Below are 21,760 nucleotides of genomic sequence, written 5' to 3'. Positions count from 1 at the left end.
ATCCCAGATAGCGTCGAAGAATCAACCACTTGCCCATGGCATGCCGATTGCTCGATGAGCCTGAAGCCGTGCGGGAACGCGCCGGCACTGCCACCGTGACGCAAGGTTTTCGGCCATGGATGTCTTCACCGCGATGCAGACGGCCGTCTCCGGCCTCAAGGCGCAGGCGTTCTCGCTCGACAACATCTCGGGCAACATCGCCAATTCGCAGACGACCGGATTCAAGCGGGTCGATACGAGCTTCGTCGACCTGATCGCCGAGCAGCAGACGCCGAGCCGGCAGGTCGCCGGATCGGTCGCGGCGAATTCCCGCCAGACCACGACGGTGCAGGGCAACCTGAACGCCACCGACATCGGCACGAACATGGCGTTGAACGGGGAGGGCTTCTTCGCCGTGGCCACCAAGTCCGGCGACGCCAACGGCCAGTCGAACTTCGCGACCGGCGATTCCTATACGCGACGCGGCGACTTCGCTCTGGACAAGGACGGGTACCTCGTCAACGGCGGGGGCGCCTATCTCAAGGGCAGCAGCCTCGACCCGCTGACCGGGCAAGCGACCGGAGAAGGACCGATCAAGGTCTCGAATTCGATCATACCGGCGCACGCCACCACAACGATCACCTACTCGGCCAATTTGCCCAAGACGCCAGCGACATCCGCGGCGGACGCCAACAAGCCGAACTCGGAACTCATCGGCGATTCCGCGTGGAGAGCGAGTTCGACGGGCGCGCAGGTCAAAATTTCCAATCCGGCAGACATACAGAAATTCGTTGCAACCAGCATCGCTGGGCCGGCACTCACCGCCTACACGCCGAGCGGTGGACCAGTCGGCATCCAGATGCGGTGGGCGAAAGTTCAGAACGGCGCAGCGGCCAACGGGGCGACCCCGGCGACCAACGATGTCTGGAATCTGTACTATGCCGACAAGAGCACCGTGTCGGATTCCGGAACGTCCTGGGTCAATGCCGGTACGGATTTCCAGTTCAACAGCAGCGGTCAGCTGATTTCGCCAGGCTCCAACGCGGTGACCATTCCCGCTCTCACGGTCGGCGACGTGAATCTGGGCAACATTCAGCTCAATTACGGCAGCGGCGGACTGACGGCCTACACCTCTGCCGGCGGCACCGTGATGACAAACACCCAGACTCAGGACGGCTACACCTCGGGGACACTCACCGGCCTCAGCATCACCACCGACGGCAAGGTTTCCGGCACCTACAGCAATGGCAACACCATCGCCCTGGCGAACATCAAGGTGGTGCAGTTCACCAACTCGGACGGCCTGAAGGCGAATTCGAACGGCACCTATCAGCAAACCCTCGAGTCCGGCACGGCCCTCGTCGGACTGAACGGAACCACCGTCGTCGGCAGCAATGTGGAGCAGTCGAATACCGACATTGCAGGCGAGTTTTCTAAGATGATCGTAACCCAACAGGCATATTCCGCCAATACGAAGGTCATCTCGACCGCCCAGGACATGATGTCCGCGTTGATCAACATCATCCGCTGAGGACGCCTGACACCGAACGCGATCCGACACCGAGGGGAGGGGCTTCGTGAGCTTCAACGCCATCAACACCGCCTCCGCCGGGCTGAAGGCGACCCAGGCCGCGATCGGGGTCGTCTCGCAGAACATCGCGAATGTCGGCACGGTCGGGTACACGAAGCGCACGCTCGACACCGTCTCGACGGGCGTCGGCAATTCGGGGGTGGCGGTCGGCACGATCGGGCGCGCCCTCGACGCGGCCTCCCTCCGGCAACTGCGCATGGAGACGTCGGGCGCCGCCTATACCGGCTCCCTCTCGGCAGTCCGGACGCAGCTCGATCAGCTCTACGGGACCCCGGGCACGTCCACGGCCCTCGATGGGGTGATGAACGACTTCGCCCAGTCGCTGCAGGCCCTCGCCAGCGACCCGACCTCGGCACCGGCCCGTGCCACGGTGGTGACGAAGGCCTCGAATCTCGCCTCCAGCATCGGCACCATCGCGCAAGGCGTCCAGGACCTCCGCTCGGCGACCGAGAGCCAACTCGGCAGCGATACGGCGAGGGCGAGCGCGTACCTCGCCTCGATCGCCAAACTCAACTCGCAGATCACCGGCGCGACCGACGAGGGGGCCCGCGCCAGCCTGCTCGACCAGCGCGACCAGGCCGTGACCGGCCTATCCGCCTACATGGACATCCAGACCGTCGACCAGCGGGACGGCACCGTCTCGGTCATCACCACGTCGGGCATGACCCTCGTCGATCGCGGTGCCGCGGCGATCCTGAGCTTCGACGGCCGCGGCACGCTCTCGCCCGACTCGGACTACACCGATAACCCGGCGACCCGGGGGGTCGGAACGATCACCGCGACGACCCCCGGCGGATCCAAGATCGACCTGATCGCCACCCAGGCGATCCGGTCCGGCTCGCTCGCCGCCGGGATCGAGCTGCGCGACTCGATCCTGCCGCAGGCGCAGCGCCAGCTCGATGAACTGGCGGCTGGGCTCTCGCGCTCCCTGTCGGATCGCAGCGCGGTGGGCACCCCGCCCACCGACGGGACGACGGGGGCCTTGGATATCGACCTCGCCGGACTGAAGGCCGGTAATGCCGTGACGGTGAGCGTGCGCGATGCCGCTGGCACGCAGCGCAACCTCGTCCTCCTCCCCTACACCTCGGCTTCCGAGCCGAAAATCGAGCGCGCGGATATCAACGACCCGACGGCATCGATCATTCCGATCAAGCTGACGGGCACCGATACCGGGCTGCGCGATGCCATCCAGACAGCCCTCGGGGCGAGCTTCACCGTCACCAGCCAGCCGAGCGCCGGCACCGGCGGCCTGCGCATCCGCTCGGATCCGTCGAGTGGGGCGCCGACGCTCCTCGGCGTCAGCGCCAGCGTCACGCAGCTGAAGGACCCGGACGACTTCCAGAGCGGCGCCGCGCAGATCCCGCTCTTCGTCGATGGAAACAAGAAGGGCACGCTCTACACCGGCTCCTTCGACGGTGGCTCGCAGCTCACGGGTTTCGCGCAGCGGATCAGCGTGAATCAGGCTGTGGTCAGCAACACCGCCAACCTCGTAACCCTCTCGCCCAAGACCCTGGCGTCGGATGCGTCGCGGCCGCAGTACCTGTACCAGGCCCTGACCGGGGCGAGCCGGACCTTCGCAGCGGCCAGTGGAATCGGCGGCGTCGCCGCGCCCTACACTGCGAGCGTCCAGGATTTCGCCCAGCGGATCATCGACGCTCAGGGGGCGGGGGCCGCCTCCGCGCAGAATCTCGACGAAGGGCAGAGCATTGCGCTGGCGACCGCCCAGTCCCGCGTCGCCTCCGTCTCCGGCGTGAGCATCGACGAGGAGATGTCGAAGCTCGTGCAGCTCCAGACCGCCTACAGCGCCAACGCGCGGGTGCTCACCGCCGCCCGCGATCTCCTCGACACCCTCCTGCGGATCTGAGGCCGGGCTCCCATGCGCCAAGCCCCACCGAAATCCCGACTGCTTCCGAGGCCCCGATGAGCATCGCTCCGTTCAATGCCAGCACCTATCTGGGCGACCGCAACACGGCCAATCTTGTCGGCCTGAAGAGCCGCCTCGATACGCTGACGAACCAACTCTCCAGCGGCAAGGTCGGCACGACCTATGGCAGCCTCGGCACGGGGCGGACGACCAGCCTGAGCGCGCACGCGGCCCTCAGCGCCCTTGATGGCTACGATGCGGTGATCACGAACGCGACGACCCGCGTCACCCTCGCCAACGCGAGCGTGACGCAGATCAACACCCTCGGCGACGGGATGCGGCGTTCGCTCACCGCCAGCAACAGCTCGACGATCGCCAACACACCGCAGGTCGCGCGCAACAGTCTCGACGCGGCGGTGGATGCCCTGAACGTCGATCTCGCGGGACAGTACATCTTCGGTGGCCGCGCCACCGATTCGCCACCGGTCGCCTCCACCGACACGATCCTGAACGGCGACGTCTCGAAGGACCTTGCTGGCCTCAAGACCTTGATCGCGGAGCAGAAGAAGGCTGATCTCGGAGCGGGCACAGGACGGGTCAGCGCCACTTCGACCGGGAAGACCGTAACGATCAGCGAGGATGACGTCGGCGCCAGCGCGATGGAGATGCGCGCTAATTTCGGATTTCGGCTCCTGAGTGCGACGAGCTCCAACCGCGATGCGATAGATCCCAACGGTATGACGCTTGGAACACCGGCCGATGTCAGCTTCAAGCTTTCCCAGCCCCCGAAAGAGGGCGACCGGATCCGCGTCACCCTCAATCAAGCCGACGGCACCCAGACCTTCGTGGATTACACGATCAAAGCGACGGCCGCCGATGACGATCCGACAGCCCTCCGACCGGACGTTGCCGAGGCGGAACTGAACAAGCGCTTCGGTGCCGATTTGGAGAAGAATTTCGGGACCGCCACGGTTGCCGGCATTCAAGGACCGGCAAGCCTTGGAATCACCTCTGCCTACGCCAACGGTAAACCGACCGCGCTGAGCTTTGGCATCAAGGGAACACCGGTCGCGGGCGATACCGTCACGGTCAGCGTTGGCATGCGCGACGGCACGATCCAGACACTGACCCTGACGGCTCGGGCCAGCGTTGACTCGACATCCACCACCGAGTTCTCGCTGACTGGGGACATCGCGGCAAACCTTTCCGGTGCCATCAACAATGCCCTGACCAGCGCGGCCTCCACCAGCCTCGCGGCGAGCTCGGCCTCGCTGGCATCGCAAGACTTCTTCGCAGGGTCGCAATCTGCGGGCCTCGCGCCGCGACGTATCACGTTCGACAATGACGAAGCGACGGGCTATGCCGAGGCTGCTAGCACCAAGACCGTGATCTGGTACACGGGCGACGACACCGCGTCGGATCCGCGGGCCACAGCCACGGCACAGATCGGGGCGAACCGGGTCTTGAACATCGGCGTGCAGGCGAACGAGGCTCCGATCCGGAAGGTGCTCGCCGGTCTCGCCATGATCGCGGCCGATGCGGGAACGACGGCCGTCAGCGGGACGCCGGAGGCCCGGCGCTTCAGCGCGCTCGCCGACCACGCCAACACCCTGCTCGTCTCGAACAACACCACGGGGGGTGTTCCGGGCATCGCCAGCGATCTCGGCCTGGCCGCCAGTACCCTCTCCGACACCAAGACGGAAAACCGGACCAACCGCAATGCCCTGCAGGGCTCGCTCGACGGCGTTGAGAACATCTCGGCAGAGGACGTGACCGCACAGCTGCTGCAGCTGCAGACGCAGCTCCAGGCGAGCTACCAGGTCACCTCGATGCTCTCGAAGCTGAACTTGGTGAACTATCTGAGCTGAGGTGGGGATCGGCGAGTTGGTCCGGCGACCGGGATGGCTTAACGCCGGGGCCGGAGCGAATGTGGGAGCCCGGTCATGACCCCCAGGATGCAGACCGTGCTGGCCATGGCGGTGCTGATTTTGCCCGGCCTCCGGGCGGAAGCCGGCGCGGCGGAGCGCCTGCGGCCGCAGGTTCAGGGGGAGAAACTTCTGCCCTGCCCGAAGCAGGGTGCCGGCTTCGTGCGCGTGCCCGGCTCACCAACCTGCATCCGCCTCAGCGGCCGTGCCGTGGGGGGCATCGATGTCGGCAGCAACGGCGCCGCGCCGGTCACGGCGGGGCAGCTCTCGATCGACACGCGCAGCGAATCCGAGTTCGGGCCGGTGCGTGCCTTCGTCCGCATGGGTCACGGACGTCCCTGACGCGCCGCGCGGCGAGGCTTCCCGTCTCGCGATAAGCTTTCGCGGCCCCGGTGTTCAGAGGCTGCGCGAAAGAACCAGCGGCTGGCTTCGGGCGACCCCGCTGCGGCCGTAGGGGGAGGGGCCCTGGGACGGGCGGCCATAGACCGTCGGCGTACGGCTGCGCCCGATCTCGTCCGCCAGGGTCTTCACGAGGCTTTCCGACACGGATCGGGCTGTCGCCAGCACGGCCTGATTGGTTTCGAGGGCCTGGGTAAAGCGCGCATGGGCGGCCTTGAGGGTGGCGATCCCCTCCGGCGCGAAGCGCGCGAGGGCAATGGCGTTGGCCTTCGTGGCCTCGAGCCCCTGGAAATAGGACGCAGCCAAGGCCGACTTGTGCTCGTTTTCGGCGAGGCCTTCCCGCAGGCGGCCGACCCGGATGTGGTCGCTCTCGCGGGCGAGCACGCTTTCGAGCGCTTCGAGGCTCGCGATCACCCCCGCGACCAGGGCCGTCGCCCCGGCCCGGTCGGACACGCGGGGTGCCGGGACGTCAGCTGACCTTTGCACCGGCACCCTCCTGCATCTTCATCATCTCACGGAACACCTGGTCGGCGATGCCGACGCCGCCGCTCTTCACGATCTGGCCGGCATATTCCTTGGTCAGCATCGACCGGTAGACCCCGCCGCCGGTACCGTTCTCGCCAAGGGGGCCGTCGGTGCCCTCGGATTGCGACAGGCGGTCGAGGGACTGCTCCAGGAACATCGATTCGAAGTCGGTCGAAGCCTTCTTGGCCTTGGCTTCGGCCGCCGTCTTCGCGGCGCTGCCGGCGCTCGAACCGACCGCGCTCTGCACGGTCTTGGCGATGTCGCCGACGATGGCCTTGCCGACCCCGAGGGCGGCGCTGGCGGCGAGGGGCGCGAACAGCATGGGATCAGGTCTCCGGCTGAATGTGGGAGAGGGCGGTGAGAGGCATCACATCACCTCGATATCGGCCTGGAGGGCGCCCGCGGCCTTGATCGCCTGCAGGATCGAGATGAGGTCGCGAGGGCCGATGCCGAGGGCGTTGAGGCCGTCGACGAGTTCGCGCAGCGTCACGCCCTCCTTGACCAGGGCGAGCTTGTTGCCGTCTCCGGTATCGACCTTGACGCCGGTGCGCGGAACGACCGTGGTGGTGCCATTGGAGAGGGGGGCCGGCTGGCTCACCTGTGGCTGCTCGGTGATGGTCACGGTCAGGTTGCCCTGCGCGATCGCCACCGTGGAGACCCGTACGTCGCGGCCCATCACGATGATGCCCGAACGCTCGTCGACGACGACCCGCGCGGTCTGGTCGGGCTCGACCTTCAGTTGCTCGATCTCGGTGACGAGCCGGATCATGTTGCCGGTGTAGCGGGCGGGGATCTGCAGGGTCACCGTGGCCGGGTCGGTCGGCTCGGCGGTATCGGCACCCATGAAGTCGTTGATCGCGGCGGCGATGCGCTTCGAGGTGGTGAAGTCGGGATTGCGCAGGGACAGGCGCAGCGAGCGCATGTCGTTCATCTTGAACGCCATCTCGCGCTCGATCATCGCGCCGTTCGGCACGCGCCCGTTCGTGGGAACGCCGCGGGTGATCTTGGCGGCGTCGCCCTCGGCCGAGAAGCCCGCAATGGCCACCGACCCCTGCGCCAGGGCGTAGACCTCGCCGTCGGCACCCAGCAGCGGCGTGACCAGAAGCGTACCGCCCTGGAGGGACTTGGCGTCGCCCAGGGAGGAGACGGTGATGTCGATGCGATTCCCCTGGGTGGCGAAGGGCGGCAGGCTCGCGGTGACCATCACGGCCGCGAGATTCTGCGTGCGCATGGTAGCCCCACGGGTGTTGACGCCGAGACGTTCCAGCATCGCCTGGAGGGACTGCTTCGTGAACGGGATGTTGTTCAGCGTGTCACCGGTGCCGTTGAGCCCGACCACGATGCCGTAGCCGACGAGCTGGTTCTGGCGCACGCCCTCCACGCTGGCGAGGTCCTTGACCCGCGACAGGGCGAGGGCGGGGACCGCTTGGCCGACCAGCATTGCCCACCCTGCCAGGATGCAGAGGGCGAGGTGCCGGATTCGGGTGGGGCCGTTCGGAGTGTCGGTCATGGCGCACTTTGCGACGGGAAGGTCCTGTCCAGTCTGCCAGGACCATGCCAACCGAACGTTTTCACTAATGCCTTGTTTTTGAACGATTTCTTCGAAGATATCCGCAGCTTTCGATGGGATTTCCCGGACGCTTCATGCCGACCCGGCACGTTCTGCCGGGTCATTAACGACCGGTTAACCAAGGCTGCCGGATTCTGTCGACGCTGGGCGGACCACCGCCCCGATCGGTTTCACCTCATGCGCGTCGATACCCGTTTCGTCACTGCCAGCACCGGACCGAGCGCGGCACCGCGCCGGGGCGAGAGCGCGCCCGCCTTCTCTGTCGCCGGGCCCGCGACGAGCACCGGTGGGCCGGGCACCACCGCGGCGACATCGCTCGCCGGCCTCGACGCAATCCTCACCCTGCAGAGCAACACCGACACACCCGAGGAGCGCCGGCGCCGGTCGGCCCAGCGCGGCAACGACCTGCTCGATGGGCTTGACCGGCTGAAGGCCTCCCTGATCATGGGCCGCGTCTCAACGCACGACTTGCAGGCTATCGCGGCTCGGCTATCGGAGCGCAGCGGCACCAGCGGCGACCCCCGTCTCGACGGATTGATCGCCGAGATCGAGCTGCGGGCCGCGGTGGAACTCGCCAAGCTGTCCGCCGCCCGCGCCGCTTGAGGCGCGGGGGCGGGGGCCGATGTCAGGCCTTCGTCTTCTTGGTCCGCGGCGCCTGGTCCGATTCGGCGGCGCCCTCGCTGCCCTCGGTATTGATCTGCTCGGCGATCTGGCTCAGCAGGGCGTCGGTCTTCTTCTCCTCCTCAAGGGTCTGTTCGAGAAGCTTGGCAGCGTCCTCGTAGCCGAGCTGCCGCGCCCAGGTCTTCAGGGTGCCGTAGCGGGCGATCTCGTAATGCTCGACGGCCTGGGCACACGCGGCCAGCACCGCATCGGCCGCCGGACTATCGCCGAAATCCTCGAGATCCTCCTCCATCTCGGAGGTGATGCCCTGCATCGCCTCGCAGGTCTTGGCGCGGGCCGGCTTGCCGATGATCTCGAAAACCTGCTGGAGGCGCTCCACCTGCTCGGCACTTTCCTCCGCGTGGGTCTCGAACGCGCTGCGAAGCTCCGCGTGCTCAGCCGCCTTCGCCGACTTCTTCAGGGCTCGCACGGATTGCTTCTCGGCGTAGTAGACGTCCTTGAGAGTCTCGTAGAACGCGTCGTGCAGGGTCTTGGCCTTGGCTGCCATGGGGCGATCTCCGAACTTCCGATGGTGGAAAGAGGCGCGATCACCAGCGGAGTCAGGGCCGAAAACCCTGAAGCGTCCCGCCAGCATCGCACCGGGAGAACCGCATGCATCGAAACCAGTTCCCCTCAAATTGTCCTTTAATCTCCCTCCTTATTCGCAATCTCTGAGGCTAAAAATAGCGTCATCAGACGGAAAGTTATCGATTTCTTGAAGATATCGTCTTGCGCTTCAGAACAATAGGAGTCTGCAAAGCCTTTGCGCGGACGCCGTGCGACCCCGGCAGGACAGGATTTTGCGTGTCCTCCCTCTGACCACTCCAACCTGCTCCTGGTCGGAGATCCTTTCCTGACCCTTCGCGACACCGACCTGCATTTTAACGCAGGACAGCTTCTGGGTGACAAAGCCAGACCTCTGTTGCAGCGCACATCCCCTGGTGGCGCCGTTGCAGCCGTTGCGTGTTTGCCGCAGCGCGCAAAACATCCGAGAGGATTGCGGTGCGTGGGATCACGATGCGTTGTCGTGGCCTGCACCCTGCATTATAGCCACGCAAAATGATCGCCGCGGACCGGCTGCAAGAGGCGCGAATGGCGAAGGTCACGATTGAGGACGGGTACGTACCGAGTGAGAGCGAGCCGTTCATGAATGATCGGCAACGGGAATATTTCCGTCGCAAACTCCTCGGCTGGAAGTCCGATATTCTGCGTGAGGCCCAGGATACGCTGGTCGCACTCCAGACCGAGAACGAAAATCATCCCGACTTGGCGGATCGTGCCTCCTCCGAGACGGACCGGGCCATCGAGCTGCGGGCGCGGGATCGGCAGCGCAAGCTCACCGGCAAGATCGACGCCGCCCTGGCGCGGCTCGAGGACGGCTCCTACGGCTATTGCGAGGAGACCGGCGAGCCGATCTCGCTGAAGCGCCTGGATGCCCGCCCCATTGCGACGTTGTCGCTCGAAGCGCAGGAACGCCACGAGCGCCGCGAGCGCGTCTACCGGGACGACTGAGAGGCCCGGTCCCGGGTGGATCGCGATTCAACGACCTGCGCGCCCAGAGGGACGAATGGCCCCGACGCGCCTCAGAAGGGCAGCAGCACGTCGACCAGTTGCTGGCCGTAGCGCGGCTGCTGCACATCGGTGATTTGGCCGCGTCCGCCATAGGCGATCCGGGCCTGGGCGATCTTGCTCGAATCGATGGTGTTGTCCGATTCGATGTCTTCGGGCCGGACCACGCCCGCGACGATGAGTTCACGGACCTCGAAGTTGATGCGGATCTCCTGCTTGCCCTCCACCACGAGGTTTCCGTTGGGCAGGACCTGCGTGACAATGGCCGCGACGCTGGTGGTCACGGTCTCGTTGCGCTGAACCGAACCGGCACCGTCGCTCGAGGTCGTCGAAGTGGCGTTGATGAGCTTGTCGGGGCTGATCCCGGCCGCCGCCACCCCCTTGCTGGTCTCGAGACCGAAGGCGTTGGGCAGGCCGAAACCTTCGGCGTTCGAGCGCGACCGCTTGGTCTCGTTGTTCAGGTTCGCCTTGTCGGTGACGTTGACCTTCACGGTGACGAGATCGCCGATCCGGGCGGCCCGCTGGTCCTTGAAGAAGGCGCGCGAGCCCGTCCGCCACAGGGAGTTCGGAGCGTAGGAGACGGGCTGGACCTCCGGCATCGGCAGGCGCACCGGCCTGTAGCCGGCCTGGGCGGTCGGGTCCTCGATGGCCGAGAGGGCCGGCGTCGCACCGATCTGGGACAGACGGTCCGCGGTGTTGCAGGCGCCGAGGGTCGTGCAGAGCAGTGCGACGGCGAGGGCGGGGGAGACGCGGTAGGTCATCGGGACCGAACCTTTGGCAAACCGAGAGGGGGCGCGGACGGAGGGGCTCAGCGCTGAAGCGCGGAACCGTCGAGGGCGGCGCTGGCTTGGCGCACCAGGGGCGCGGGACCGACGGAGACGCGGCCGGGTCCGGTCACGGTGGCGGACAGGATCTTCTTCGAGACCGGGTTGGTGACCGTGATGATGGCACCGAGGCGGCCGGCCTCGTTGGCCAGTCCCCGGAGGGAGAGATTGAGCCCGGGAGAGTCGAACAGGATGGTCACGGCCTCGCCCCGGGCAACGAGGTCGGGCGGCGCAAGGTCGCCCGAGCGCAGGATCGCACCGGCGCTGAGGCTGCGCTGCGCCACCTGTCCGGCGAGATCCCCGAGAGATCCCTGCGCGTCCGACGGCGTTGCCTCGCGAGGACGGCGCTCGAGGGTGAGATCGGCCGCGTTGATCGTCTCGCCGCGATTGAGGCTGCGTCCCAGGACGGCAACCTCCCGGATCTCCATGACCTGACCCGACACCCGGAGGGAGGCCTGGCGCTCACCCAGGGTGATCAGGCCGGCGATCCGGCGCGAGCGCGGATCGTAGCTGAGGTCGAGGGCGACCGCCTGTCCGTTCAGGTCCAGGGGCGCCAGAAGGGTCGGGGCCTCACCGTCGAGGCGGATGGCGAGATTGCGCGGGTCGACGCCGTAGCCGGATTCCAGGGCACGCTTCAGGGCGGCCTCGATCTCCGGCTGGGTCACCCGGCGGGCGGCGCGCTGGACCGAGACCTGAACCCGGCCGCCGGTCTCCACCGGGCCGAGCCCGAGACCGGCCACCGCGTCGGCGATGCGGCGCGCCTGGATCGTGCCGGTGGCGCCGAGAGCCGGCGCGCGGAACAGCGGACGCTGCGCCGTCTCCGGCGCGGCTCCCTCGATGAGGTCGCCGAGAGTGAGCACGTCGCCGCGGGCGGTGACGTCGCCGCGCAGGCGCAGGGTCGCGCCGGCGGGGCGGGCCTCCTGGGCGGGGACGCGGGCCTCCTGGGCCAGGACCTGAAAGGTGAGGACGGAGAAGGCCAGGACGGCCAGGAGGGTGCGCCCGACGATGGCGACGCTCAGGGTCGAGACCCGGGTCGCACGGCGCGGGGCGATCTGTCTGAGGGCATGCATGGTCAGGACCTCGATCAGCTGCGGAACATCTGGGAGGTGGTCGAGAGCATCTGGTCGGCGGCGGTCACCACCTTCGAGTTCATCTCGTAGGCACGCTGCGCCGCAATCAGCGACGAGATCTCGGTGACGGCGTTGACGTTCGCCTCCTCGAGATAGCTCTGCTGCAGGTTGCCGAACCCTTCCGAACCCGGCAGGCCGTTGATCGCCGGGCCGGACCCGGCGGTCTCGATGAACAGGTTGTCGCCGATCGATTCGAGGCCGACCTTGTTGACGAAGCGGGCGAGCTGGAACTGGCCCAGGGCCTGCGGCGCGGTCTGTCCCGGGACGGTCGCTTGGACCGCTCCCTGGGCGCTGATCGTCACCGACGTCGCGTTGTTCGGTACCGTCACGCCGGGATCGACGAGGTAGCCGTCGCGGGTGACGAGCTGCCCCTGAGCGGAGAGGTCGAACGAGCCGTCGCGGGTGTAGGCCGTGCGCCCGTCCGGCAGCGTCACCCGGAACAGGCCCTCGCCACGGATGGCGACGTCGTATTCCTTCTCGGTGCTCGTCAGCGTCCCCTGCGACATCACCCGGGCGGTCGACGTTGTCTTCACACCCGAGCCGATGGCGAGGCCCGCGGGCAGCTGGGTGTTCTGGTCGGAGGTCGAGGAGCCCGCCCGGCGCAGGTTTTGATAGAGCAGATCCTGGAAATGCGGCTGCTGGCGCTTGTAGCCGGTGGTGCGCAGGTTCGCGATGTTGTTCGAGATGACCTGGACGTTGAGTTCCTGGGCCGCCATGCCGGTGGCGGCTGCGTAGAGGGCGCGCATCTGCCGAGATCCTTACGCGACGTCGGCGAGACGGCGGATCGCCGTGCCGCGCAGATCGTCGAGGCGCGAGATCACGCCCGAGACCATGGTGTAGGTGCGGTTCACGTCCATGAGCCGCGTCATCTCGATCACGGGCTTCACGTTGGAGCGCTCCAGGGCGCCGGCCTCCACCCGGCCGGCGAGGCCGGCCGCCTGGGGCTGCGCGGCGGAGGCGTAGAGATTCGCCCCCTCGTTGGTCAGGGCCTGGGGATTGGCGAAGGTGACGAGGCGGACGCGACCGCGGATGCCGAGGTTGGTCGAGACCGTACCGTCCGGGCCGATCGATACGCCGGTCTCCTGCTGGCCGATCTGGATCGGACCCGCTTCGCCCTGCACCGGGTAACCGTCGCTGGTCACCAGGGTGCCCTGCGCATCGGTCTCGAAGGCGCCGTTGCGGGTGTAGCGGTCGCCGTTCGGGGTGCGCACCACCAGGAAGGCCTCGCCGCGCACCGCGACGTGAAGGGGATTGCCGGTCTGCTCGATCGGCCCCTGGGCAAGGTCCAGGGCAGTGCCCTGGTCGATCACGTAGGAGACGCGGCGGTCCGGCTTCTGAAACGAATCCGCGCTCGCCACCGGCATCAGGTATTCCTGGAAGCGGCTGTTGCGCCCCTTGAAGCCGTTGGTGGAGATGTTGGCCATGTTGTTGGCGATGACGTCCAGCTCGCGCTGAAGCGCGACCTGGCTCGAAACCCCCACGAACAATGCGTTCTGCATGACACTCTCAGCCCCGACGAGCGACGATGGACCACCATCCGCATGGGCCGTGCCAGTTCTGATGATCGCGATTTCCTTCTTTTGTTCAGTGATTTGATCGAACCGAGAGGGGAAGGCAGCGATTGCCGCGTCCGTCCGCGCGGCAAGTCCGACCCGGCAGCTTTTGCCGCCTTAACGACGCGTTAACCTTGTTCGCCCGATACCTTTGCGAGGGTCGACGTCCGGGGGTGTCGATGCCGTGGAGCGCGTGCCGCTCACCCCACCGCGCAGTCCCGAGGTCCACCGATGGCCAAGAAGCCGAAGAAGGCCAACGCCGAGGGTGAGGAGGGGGCCGAGGGCGAAGCCCCGAAAGGCGGCAAGAAGAAGCTCATCATCATCGGCGCCGTGGTGTTGGCGCTGGCGGGTGGTGGCGGTTTCGTGTTCCTGAAGAAGAAGTCGGGCGACGGCCACGGCGAAGCGGTCGCCGAGGTGAAGAAGCCGGTCGTCTTCCTCGACGTCCGCGAGATGATGGTCAATCTGGCCAGCGAGCCGGGCCAGGACCGGACGCGTTTCGCCAAGATCAAGGTCGCGATCGAGCTCAAGGACGCCAAGGTCGAGGGCGAGGTGAAGCCGCTGATGCCGCGCATCGAGGACACCTTCCAAGTTTACCTGCGCGAACTGCGCGCGAGCGACCTCTCCGGATCGGCCGGCATCTACCGCCTGCGCGAGGAACTGCTGCGTCGGGTCAACGTCGCCATCCACCCGGCCCGGGCCGAGGCGGTCCTCTTCAAGGACGTGGTGATCCAATAGGCTGCCGCCCCATCTCGGAATGTTTTGAGAATTCACAGGTGACGAGAGTCTGATGGCCGGACCGGAAGACGAGATCGACGAGGACGACTGGGCCGCCGCACTCATCGCCCAGAACGGCGAGGGGGGCGAAGCCTCGCTCGCCGACGAGTGGGGCGCGGCCCTCGCCGAGCAGGGCACCACCACCCATGCCAGCGACGTCGCCGCCGAATGGGCGACGATGATCGAGGACGGGGAGACCGACAATCTCCCCGAGCTCGCCGGCAACGACCGCATCCTGAACCAGGACGAGATCGACGGCGTCCTCGGCTTCTCTCTGCGCGAGCTCTCGGCCTCCGGGGCCGGCGGCGTCCGCGCCATCGTCGATTCGGGCGTCGTTCAGTACGAACGCCTGCCGATGCTGGAAATCGTCTTCGACCGGATGATCCGGTTGTTGTCGACCAGCCTGCGCAACTTCTTCCAGGACAACGTCGAGGTGACCCTCGACAACATCACCTCGGTGCGCTTCGGCGACTACCTGAACGCGATCCCGCTGCCGACCCTGCTCGGTGTCTTCCGGGCCGATGCCTGGGAGAATTCCGGCCTCGTCACGGTGGAATCCAATCTCGCCTACTCGACTCTCGACCTGCTTCTCGGCGGCAAGCGCGGTGGCTCCTCGACCCGCCTCGACGGCCGTCCCTTCACGACGATCGAGATGCAGCTCGTGCGGCGCCTGGTGGAGATCATCCTCACGGACCTCGAACTCTCGTTCCAGCCGCTCTCGCCGGTGCGCTTCGCCATCGACCGGATCGAGACCAACCCGCGCTTCGCCACCATCACCCGACCTGCCAACGCCGCCATCCTGATCAGCCTCAAGCTCGACATGGACGGGCGCGGCGGCCTGCTACAGATCCTGTTCCCCTACGCCACGATCGAGCCGATCCGTGAACTGCTCATGCAGAGCTTCATGGGCGAGAAGCTCGGCCGTGACCACGTCTGGGAAAGTCACCTCGCCACGGAGATCTGGCAGGCCGACGCGACCATGGAGGCGGTGCTGCACGAGATGATGCTGCCCCTGAAGAAGGTGCTGTCGCTCAAGGTCGGCGATACGCTGATGTTCGACACCAAACCCTCGGACCTGATCGCGGTCCGCTGCGGCGACTGGGCCCTCACCCAGGGCCGGATCGGCCGGATCGACGACAACATCGCGGTGCAGCTCACCCGGCCCCTGCGCCGCTCGCGCACCACGCTCCAGGCCTTCGAGGCCTCCATGAACAACCGCAACGACGGGTGACGCGACCAGCCATGAGCCTCCTCGTCACCCTCCTGGCCGATGGCCTCGTCGCCGTCCTGCTGGTCGCCAGCATCGTCTCCTCGATGCGCCTTAGCGGCCGCATCACCAAGCTCAAGGCCGACGAGGCCGCCCTGCGCCAGACCATCGGCGATCTCGTGATGGCGAGCTCCACCGCCGAGCGGGCGATCGTCGGCCTGCGCGCCACCCTCGATGAATGCGACCGCACCCTGGCAGACCGCCTGGGCACCGCCGAGCGCTACGCCACCGACCTCGCAGCCCACGTGGAGGCGGGCGAGACGGTGATCGCCCGCATTGCCTCCATCGTGGCCCAGGCCGCCCCGACCCGCGAGATCGCGCGCACGTCCGCTCCGGCTCCCCTGGCCGAGCCGCGCAACCTCGAGCGCGTGGTGCCGCCCGTCCGCGTCGCACCGGCCGCACCGTCGAGTCCCAACGGTGAGCGCCTCGGAGTCGCCGCAGCCGCCGCCCTCGCCATGTCCGAGCGCGCCCTCGGCCGCCTGCGGAGCAAGGCCGCGTGACGAAGCCGCCTCACGGGAAGCGGTCCGGCAGCCTCATCCGGTTCCGTGAGACGCGGCCGCTGAAACTGCGCCTGATCGATGCCGTGACCCTGGCGGCGGCCGGGCTCCTGGTGCTGAAGGTCGCGGCCATCGCGGTGGAGGAATCGAAGCCGCAGCCGGGGGCAACGATGCCGGAGTTCGCGCGCGTCCTCGCCAGGGCCCGCACCAATTACGAACCCTCCGACCCGTCCACCACCGGTTCGGTGACGCCGAAGGAACCCGAGAAGCCGGCTCCGGAACCCGAGAAGCCGGTGCCGCGTCCACCGCCGCCGCCGGAGCCGATGCCGGCGTCCGAGCGCGCCATCCTCGAGCGCCTCTCCGCCCGCCGCGATACCCTCAAGCAGCGCAGCGAGGCCCTCGATCTCCGCGAGCAGCTGATCGGTACCGCCGAGCGCAAGCTGGAGGAGGGCGTCGATACGCTGAAGCAGGGTGAGGACAAGGCCGAGGGGGGCAGCGCGCAGCGGGCCGAAACCGAGCGGGCCGCGCTGAAGAACATCGTCACGATGTACGAGACGATGAAGCCGAAGGACGCCGCGCGGGTGTTCGATCGGCTGAACCTCGACGTCCTCGTGCCCATCGTCCTGGCGATGAATCCGCGCAAGATGGCCGAGGTGCTGGCGCTGATGCAGTCGGAGCCCGCGGAGAAGCTCACCGTGGCCCTGGCCAACCGGGCGCGCGGGCAGGGCGGTGGCCCGGCGGCCACGGTCGCGGCCGGTCTCGGTCCGAACGAACTCCCGGCGATCGACGCACCGACGCCCCCGCCCAGGCGCTGACCTCCCTGACGTTTGCGGACGGTCATCCACTGGGTTGTCCGGGCCTCCATTGCGCGTTCGTCCGCGCCCGACTAGGGGCAGGCATCCCGAGCGGATGAAATCCCCACCGCGCGGGTTCGGGGAGCCAAGCACGTGCCGTCCATCAGCCTGATCCGAATCCTCGCCGCCCTGAGCTTGGCCCTCACCATCGCGGCCCCCGCCGCCGCGCAGGACGCCGACGCTCCGGCCGCCACCGAGGCGCCGGCGAAGCCGAAACCGCGCAAGGCCGCCCCGCCGAAGCCGGCTCCGGCAAAGCCCGCGGCGACCCAGGCCGCCGCATTGAGCTGGCCGACCGGGGCAAGCTCCCTCAGCGAGGTCTATGGCGACTGGACCGTGACCTGCGCGAAGGCCGAGGCCAACGCCAAGGCCGAATGCGCGATCATGCAGGCCCAGGGGGCCAAGGGTCGGCGCGAATTCGCCTTGGAGATCCGGCCGCCGAACGATGGGCGCGCGCAGGGCTTCATCCTGATGCCGCTCGGCCTCGCCATCGAGCCCGGCATCTCGTTCAAGCTCGACGAGGCCGTGCTCGGCAAGGGCGCGCCCTATCTGTCCTGCAGCCAGGAGGGATGCCTCGTGCCCATCAGCCTTCCCACCCTGGCGACCGACACGATGAAGACCGCCAAGAACCTGCTGGTCTCCGCGACGAAGCCGGAGGCCAAGGAGCCCGTGACCATCACGGTGCCCCTCGAGGGGTTTGCCAACGCTCTGGCCCGCGCCATCGCGCTGACGAGCTGAGGCGGACCACGGCGGAGCCGAACCCGAGGAGCTTGCCCATGAAGAGATCGGCCCTGCTGACCCGAAGCCTGATGACCCTGATGGTGGCCGGAGCCCTGGTGGCCCCGGCTCTGGCCCAGGAGGAACGACCGCCCGAGAAGCCGCCCGGCCCCCCGCCGACGGCCGCCGAGGCCAAGGCGGAGCGCCAGAAGAACAGCGCGGCCAAGCTTTCCGGCCTGCTGGCCTTCGTGGAGACCTATTGCCGCGACCTCAAGCCGAACACCGAGCGCCTGAATGCCGTCGTCGCCGGGCTCGGTGTCGCGCCCGACGATCTTGCCCAGGGTGACCTGAACCTGCGCAGCCGGGCCTATACGGAGATCTACACCAAGGACATTTCCGCCAATTGCACCCGTGCCGCCGAGAATTTCGGCGAGACAGGCCGGACGATCCCGGGTCTGATCGTCAAACGTTAGCGGTCCGGACAAAGCGGCACTGCGTCTTAAGCGCCCGTTAGCCTCGACGGGCGAGAGTGACCGGATAGTGCGGCGTAAGGCGGATCGGCTCGGCTGCGAGCCGCTTCGCCCCATGGGTTTGGCGTATCCTGCGATGGCTCTCGATGCCGGTATCGCGACACGACGGCGCCGGCTTCGGGCCGGCCTCGCCGCGATCTCGATGGTGGTCGCGACCCTCTGCGGAGGGACGGACGCGACCGCCGCACGCCTCACGGCGATCAAGGGCGCGCAGATCGAACGCTACGGTCGGCTCGTGCTGACTTTCGATGGCCCGGTTTCGGTCAGAGCGCGGACATCCGGGTCCGTGCTCGTCCTCGGTTTCTCGGAGAAAGCGAGCGCCGGCCCTGAGCGGGTCGCCGCCGAGATGCCGGACTTCGTCTCAGCCGTGCGGCGCGATCCCGACGGCCTGGGCCTACGGCTTGCGCTGCAACGCCCCTATCGCGTGAACGTCCAGGAGGCAGGAGAGAAGGTCTTCATCGATCTTCTGCCGCAGGACTGGAGCGGTCTGCCGCCGGCCCTGCCGCCGGAGGTCGTGGCTGACCTGTTCCGGCGGACCCAGGCCGCCGAGGCGGCCCTGCGGGCGGCACGCCCCCCTGCCGAGCCAAGGACCCTGCGCCTCGAACTGGCTCACCTTCCGACGCTCACCCGCCTGAGCCTGCGCGCACCGGCGTCTGCCGCACCGCGCTTCGAGGCGGTCGGCCCGGCCACACGCCTGATGATTCCGGGGGCTTGGCGGATCGACGAACTCGCCACCCGGGGGCGCTTGAAACCGTCCATCGAGAGCTTGGCGGTCGAGGGGGACGAGACCGGCGCCCGCCTGCTCGTCACCCCCGCAGACGGCTACGAGATCCGTAGCTTCAGCGACGAGGACGGCGCAACGATCGACGTGGTCCGTAAGGCCGCCGAAAAGACGAAGCCCACCGCGCAGGCTGCAAAGGCGGGGGAGGGCGCTGAGCCCGTCGGTGAGGCCAAAACGGCCGAGACGAACACAACGGGGGGCAGGGCAGCGGAGGCCAAACCCGAGAAGGCACCGCAGCGGTCGCCGGGGCAGACCGCGGAGACGTCCGGATCTACGCCAGCAACGCCCCCCCCCGCAGTGGTTCAGCGCCCGAGTGGACCAGGCCTCGCGTTCCCATTCCAGACCCTGCCGCCCGCCGCCTTGTTCGAGCGCGCGGGCATCGCCAATCTGATCTTTGAGACCACGGAGCCGGTCGTCGTCCCGACCGGCGATCCCATGCTCGCCCCACTCGGTTCGCCGACGCGAACCGGTCGGATCGTGACCCTTCGCTTTCCCGTTCCGCGCGACCGGCTGCTGGACCTCGTGCCCATTGGCCCTGCCGGGGCTCCGACCGGGTGGGAATTGGTGGCCGGCGAGAACCTGTCGGCGAGCGACGCTCTCTCGGCGATTCGTGTCACGGATGCGGCCGGGCGGATCAGTGTCGGCGTGCGCCTTCCGAACCCGGGGGTCTCCTCCTGGCTCAGCCTCGACGGGGAGCGCATCGCCGTGGTTACGGGCCGGGGTCCGAAACCAGCAGGGATTCCGAAGCGTCAGGTCTTCGTCGACTTCGAGTTGCTACCGAGCCGGCAGGGGGTCGCAGTCCTGGCGCAGGCGGACGACCTCCTCGTGCGGCCGGACCTCGACGGGGTCGCGATCAGTCGAGAAAGCGGCATGGCCGTCTCTGGCGTCGCGCGGCCCGCCGATGCGCCCCTGGCGACCCTCAGCGACCTCGCCGTGGACCGGGGCCCCTGGGAGGCCTCGCAGCGCGGCGACACCCGCGAGTTGATCCGCGACCAGCTTCAGGCGGCCGCGGAGGCCCCGCGCGCCGCGCGTGGACCGCTCCGGATGGTCCTGGCGCGCACGATGCTCGCCAATCGGCTCTCCCTGGAAGGCCTCGGTGTGCTCAAGACCGCCTTCGGCGACGATCCCGTCCTGGCCGGCCAGCGCGACATCCCCATGCTCACCGTGATTGGAAACGCCCTGATCGGGCGCACGTTCGACATGCGCTCGGGTCTGGCCGTCGAGATCCTGAGGAACGATCCCGAGGCGCGGCTGTGGCAGGGCTATCTCGAAGCCCTCGAAGGCCGCTGGGGCGCCGCGGATACCTCGTTCCGGGCCACCGCGAGCGTGCTCGACCGGTACCCCGACGATCTCCAGGCCCTCCTGCGGACCGCGGCCGCCGAGGCTGCGGTCGAGACCGGAGACTGGGATGGGGCCAACCGCCAGATCGTTGCGGCCGCGCGCGCGGCGGACCGCCCGACCCAGGAACGTCTTGCGTTGCTGCGCGCCCGGATCGACGAGGTCACTGGCCAGACCGTGGCCGCCCTCGATGCCTATCAGCGTCTCAGCGAGAGCGGAGAGGCGGGGGTGGCCGCCTCGGCTCGCCTGAGGGCCACCGTGCTGGGACACGCGGCCGGCAAGATCACGGTGGCGGATTCCATCGAGCGCCTGGAGTTGCTGGCGCTGTCCTGGCACGGCGGCGACCTCGAGCCTCGGACCTTCTCGGCCCTGGCCAAGCTCTACGTCGAAGCAGGACGCTGGCGCCAAGCGATGATGACGGCCCGCCGCGCCGATTCCATCGGCACGGATTCGCCGTTGGTGCGCGAGGTGCACGACATGGCCCAGGCCCTCTTCGAGGATCTCTACCTCGGCGAGCGCAGCTCAAAGCTGTCCGGGGTCGAGGCGCTGGCGCTGTATTTCGATTTCAAGGAGTTCGCTCCGCTGGGCCGCCGCGGCGATGAGATCGTCCGCCGGCTGTCGGATCGCCTCGTGGAGTTGGACCTCCTCGATTCTGCGGGCGAGCTTCTGCAGCATCAGGTCGACCATCGCCTCACCGGGCCCAGCCGCGCAGGCACGGCGGCGCGGCTCGCCGCCATCCGGCTTATGGACGAGAAGCCGCTGCAGGCTCTGCAGACCTTGGACGCCACCTATCTCCCGGAACTCCCCGAGGATCTGCGCCGGGCGCGGGCGCTGCTACGGGCGCGGGCCCTGTCTGATCTGTCCCGCACCGACCTCGCTCTTGAGACCATTGCGGGCGAGACGGGGCCGGATGCCGACCGTCTCAGGGCGGACATCCTCTGGACCGGCCGGCGCTGGCGCGAAGCCGGGGAGGCGCACGAGGCGCTGGTCGGCGATGCCTGGCGCCGCCGCGTGGCCCTGGACGACGCCGCCCGCACGGATATCCTGCGCGCGGCGATCGCCTACGGACTCGCCGGCGAGACCCTCGGTCTCGAGCGCCTGCGCGCGAAATTCGCGGGTCCCATGGCCGAGAGCGTGGATGCCCGCACCTTCGCCCTCCTCGCCCAGGCCAACGCCGTCCGCACCGCTGGCTTCCGCGAGATCGCACAGAAGGCCACGAGTGCCGAGACGCTTCAGGCGTTCCTCTCGGAATACCGCAAGCGCTATCCCGAGAGTGCCGTGCCCGCACCCGGCAAGCGCGAGACGGATGCGCGGGCCGACGCCTCGGCGAGTGCGACTCCGCCCGGTTGAGCGCCGACCAGCGACCCACCGGCCATGCGGCGTAAAAGCCTGAAGCGATTCGCCGAATTCTGCTGG

General features: G+C 67.9%; 21 protein-coding genes. 13 read left to right on the top strand and 8 right to left on the bottom strand.

Going from position 1 to position 21,760, the window contains the following annotated elements; translation table 11 throughout:
* The first annotated feature begins 115 nt into the window (after positions 1 to 115).
* From ASF58_RS10630 to ASF58_RS10615, 4 genes are all read left to right on the top strand, one after another.
* Positions 116 to 1,510: a flagellar hook-basal body complex protein gene (locus ASF58_RS10630; protein WP_055951367.1), complete on the top strand. Its 1,395-nt coding sequence runs from the start codon at positions 116 to 118 to the stop codon at positions 1,508 to 1,510.
* Positions 1,511 to 1,556: 46 nt separating this feature from the next.
* Complete coding sequence (flgK, locus tag ASF58_RS10625; protein WP_055951364.1) at positions 1,557 to 3,434, top strand: flagellar hook-associated protein FlgK; 1,878 nt, start codon at positions 1,557 to 1,559, stop codon at positions 3,432 to 3,434.
* Between the two features lie 305 nt (positions 3,435 to 3,739).
* On the top strand, positions 3,740 to 5,302 hold the full coding sequence (locus ASF58_RS10620; protein ID WP_244477265.1) for a hypothetical protein: 1,563 nt from the start codon (positions 3,740 to 3,742) through the stop codon (positions 5,300 to 5,302).
* Between the two features lie 75 nt (positions 5,303 to 5,377).
* Positions 5,378 to 5,701: a porin gene (locus ASF58_RS10615; RefSeq protein ID WP_156375631.1), complete on the top strand. Its 324-nt coding sequence runs from the start codon at positions 5,378 to 5,380 to the stop codon at positions 5,699 to 5,701.
* 54 nt (positions 5,702 to 5,755) lie between these two features.
* Here ASF58_RS10615 and ASF58_RS10610 read toward each other — a convergent pair whose 3' ends face one another.
* Genes ASF58_RS10610 through ASF58_RS10600 form a run of 3 tightly spaced genes read right to left on the bottom strand, consistent with a single transcriptional unit; the run spans position 5,756 to position 7,724 of the window.
* On the bottom strand, positions 5,756 to 6,244 hold the full coding sequence (locus tag ASF58_RS10610) for a hypothetical protein (RefSeq protein ID WP_055951408.1): 489 nt from the start codon (positions 6,242 to 6,244) through the stop codon (positions 5,756 to 5,758).
* Positions 6,228 to 6,605: a rod-binding protein gene (locus ASF58_RS10605; RefSeq protein WP_055951355.1), complete on the bottom strand. Its 378-nt coding sequence runs from the start codon at positions 6,603 to 6,605 to the stop codon at positions 6,228 to 6,230. The genes ASF58_RS10610 and ASF58_RS10605 overlap by 17 nt, the downstream gene beginning before the upstream one ends.
* 45 nt (positions 6,606 to 6,650) lie before the next feature.
* The gene (locus tag ASF58_RS10600) at positions 6,651 to 7,724 is read right to left on the bottom strand and encodes a flagellar basal body P-ring protein FlgI (RefSeq protein ID WP_244477271.1); all 1,074 of its coding nucleotides are present in this window, start codon (positions 7,722 to 7,724) and stop codon (positions 6,651 to 6,653) included.
* Positions 7,725 to 8,030: 306 nt separating this feature from the next.
* On the opposite strand from ASF58_RS10600, the gene ASF58_RS10595 reads away from it, so the two are divergent.
* The gene (locus ASF58_RS10595) at positions 8,031 to 8,456 is read left to right on the top strand and encodes a flagellar assembly protein FliX (RefSeq protein WP_055951350.1); all 426 of its coding nucleotides are present in this window, start codon (positions 8,031 to 8,033) and stop codon (positions 8,454 to 8,456) included.
* A 22-nt stretch (positions 8,457 to 8,478) separates the two neighbouring features.
* Here the strand turns inward: ASF58_RS10595 and ASF58_RS10590 are convergent, their stop codons facing one another.
* The gene (locus tag ASF58_RS10590) at positions 8,479 to 9,021 is read right to left on the bottom strand and encodes a ferritin-like domain-containing protein (protein WP_055951347.1); all 543 of its coding nucleotides are present in this window, start codon (positions 9,019 to 9,021) and stop codon (positions 8,479 to 8,481) included.
* 584 nt (positions 9,022 to 9,605) lie between these two features.
* On the opposite strand from ASF58_RS10590, the gene dksA reads away from it, so the two are divergent.
* Positions 9,606 to 10,025: an RNA polymerase-binding protein DksA gene (gene dksA, locus ASF58_RS10585; protein WP_055951344.1), complete on the top strand. Its 420-nt coding sequence runs from the start codon at positions 9,606 to 9,608 to the stop codon at positions 10,023 to 10,025.
* A 71-nt stretch (positions 10,026 to 10,096) separates the two neighbouring features.
* Here dksA and flgH read toward each other — a convergent pair whose 3' ends face one another.
* The 4 genes from flgH to flgF are packed head-to-tail and all read right to left on the bottom strand — an operon-like array spanning position 10,097 to position 13,535.
* Entirely contained in the window at positions 10,097 to 10,843 is a 747-nt protein-coding gene (gene flgH, locus ASF58_RS10580) for a flagellar basal body L-ring protein FlgH (protein ID WP_055951341.1), read from the bottom strand.
* A gap of 47 nt (positions 10,844 to 10,890) precedes the next feature.
* Positions 10,891 to 11,976 (bottom strand): flagellar basal body P-ring formation chaperone FlgA, encoded by a 1,086-nt coding sequence (gene flgA / locus ASF58_RS10575; protein WP_055951337.1) that lies wholly within the window; start codon positions 11,974 to 11,976, stop codon positions 10,891 to 10,893.
* 14 nt (positions 11,977 to 11,990) lie between these two features.
* Positions 11,991 to 12,782, bottom strand: a complete 792-nt coding sequence (flgG, locus tag ASF58_RS10570; RefSeq protein ID WP_055951334.1) for a flagellar basal-body rod protein FlgG — start codon at positions 12,780 to 12,782, stop codon at positions 11,991 to 11,993.
* 12 nt (positions 12,783 to 12,794) lie between these two features.
* The gene (flgF, locus tag ASF58_RS10565) at positions 12,795 to 13,535 is read right to left on the bottom strand and encodes a flagellar basal-body rod protein FlgF (RefSeq protein WP_055951331.1); all 741 of its coding nucleotides are present in this window, start codon (positions 13,533 to 13,535) and stop codon (positions 12,795 to 12,797) included.
* A gap of 285 nt (positions 13,536 to 13,820) precedes the next feature.
* On the opposite strand from flgF, the gene fliL reads away from it, so the two are divergent.
* From fliL to ASF58_RS10530, 7 genes are all read left to right on the top strand, one after another.
* Positions 13,821 to 14,324 (top strand): flagellar basal body-associated protein FliL, encoded by a 504-nt coding sequence (gene fliL / locus ASF58_RS10560; RefSeq protein WP_055951329.1) that lies wholly within the window; start codon positions 13,821 to 13,823, stop codon positions 14,322 to 14,324.
* Positions 14,325 to 14,376: 52 nt separating this feature from the next.
* Positions 14,377 to 15,594, top strand: a complete 1,218-nt coding sequence (fliM, locus tag ASF58_RS10555; RefSeq protein ID WP_055951326.1) for a flagellar motor switch protein FliM — start codon at positions 14,377 to 14,379, stop codon at positions 15,592 to 15,594.
* Between the two features lie 11 nt (positions 15,595 to 15,605).
* Positions 15,606 to 16,130, top strand: coding sequence for a DUF6468 domain-containing protein (locus ASF58_RS10550; protein WP_055951325.1), 525 nt, complete (start codon positions 15,606 to 15,608; stop codon positions 16,128 to 16,130).
* Positions 16,127 to 16,942: a hypothetical protein gene (locus ASF58_RS10545; protein WP_244477263.1), complete on the top strand. Its 816-nt coding sequence runs from the start codon at positions 16,127 to 16,129 to the stop codon at positions 16,940 to 16,942. Before ASF58_RS10550 ends, ASF58_RS10545 begins: the two co-directional genes overlap by 4 nt.
* A gap of 141 nt (positions 16,943 to 17,083) precedes the next feature.
* Positions 17,084 to 17,716: an invasion associated locus B family protein gene (locus ASF58_RS10540; RefSeq protein WP_244477269.1), complete on the top strand. Its 633-nt coding sequence runs from the start codon at positions 17,084 to 17,086 to the stop codon at positions 17,714 to 17,716.
* Between the two features lie 38 nt (positions 17,717 to 17,754).
* Positions 17,755 to 18,168, top strand: a complete 414-nt coding sequence (locus tag ASF58_RS10535) for a hypothetical protein (protein WP_055951319.1) — start codon at positions 17,755 to 17,757, stop codon at positions 18,166 to 18,168.
* 133 nt (positions 18,169 to 18,301) lie between these two features.
* The gene (locus ASF58_RS10530; RefSeq protein ID WP_055951316.1) at positions 18,302 to 21,694 is read left to right on the top strand and encodes a hypothetical protein; all 3,393 of its coding nucleotides are present in this window, start codon (positions 18,302 to 18,304) and stop codon (positions 21,692 to 21,694) included.
* The last annotated feature ends 66 nt before the right edge of the window (positions 21,695 to 21,760 follow it).

Source organism: Methylobacterium sp. Leaf125 (genome assembly GCF_001423085.1).
Classification (GTDB): domain Bacteria; phylum Pseudomonadota; class Alphaproteobacteria; order Rhizobiales; family Beijerinckiaceae; genus Methylobacterium.
Note: the sequence above shows the minus strand (reverse complement) of the source record. Positions and strands in the feature narration are given on the sequence as shown.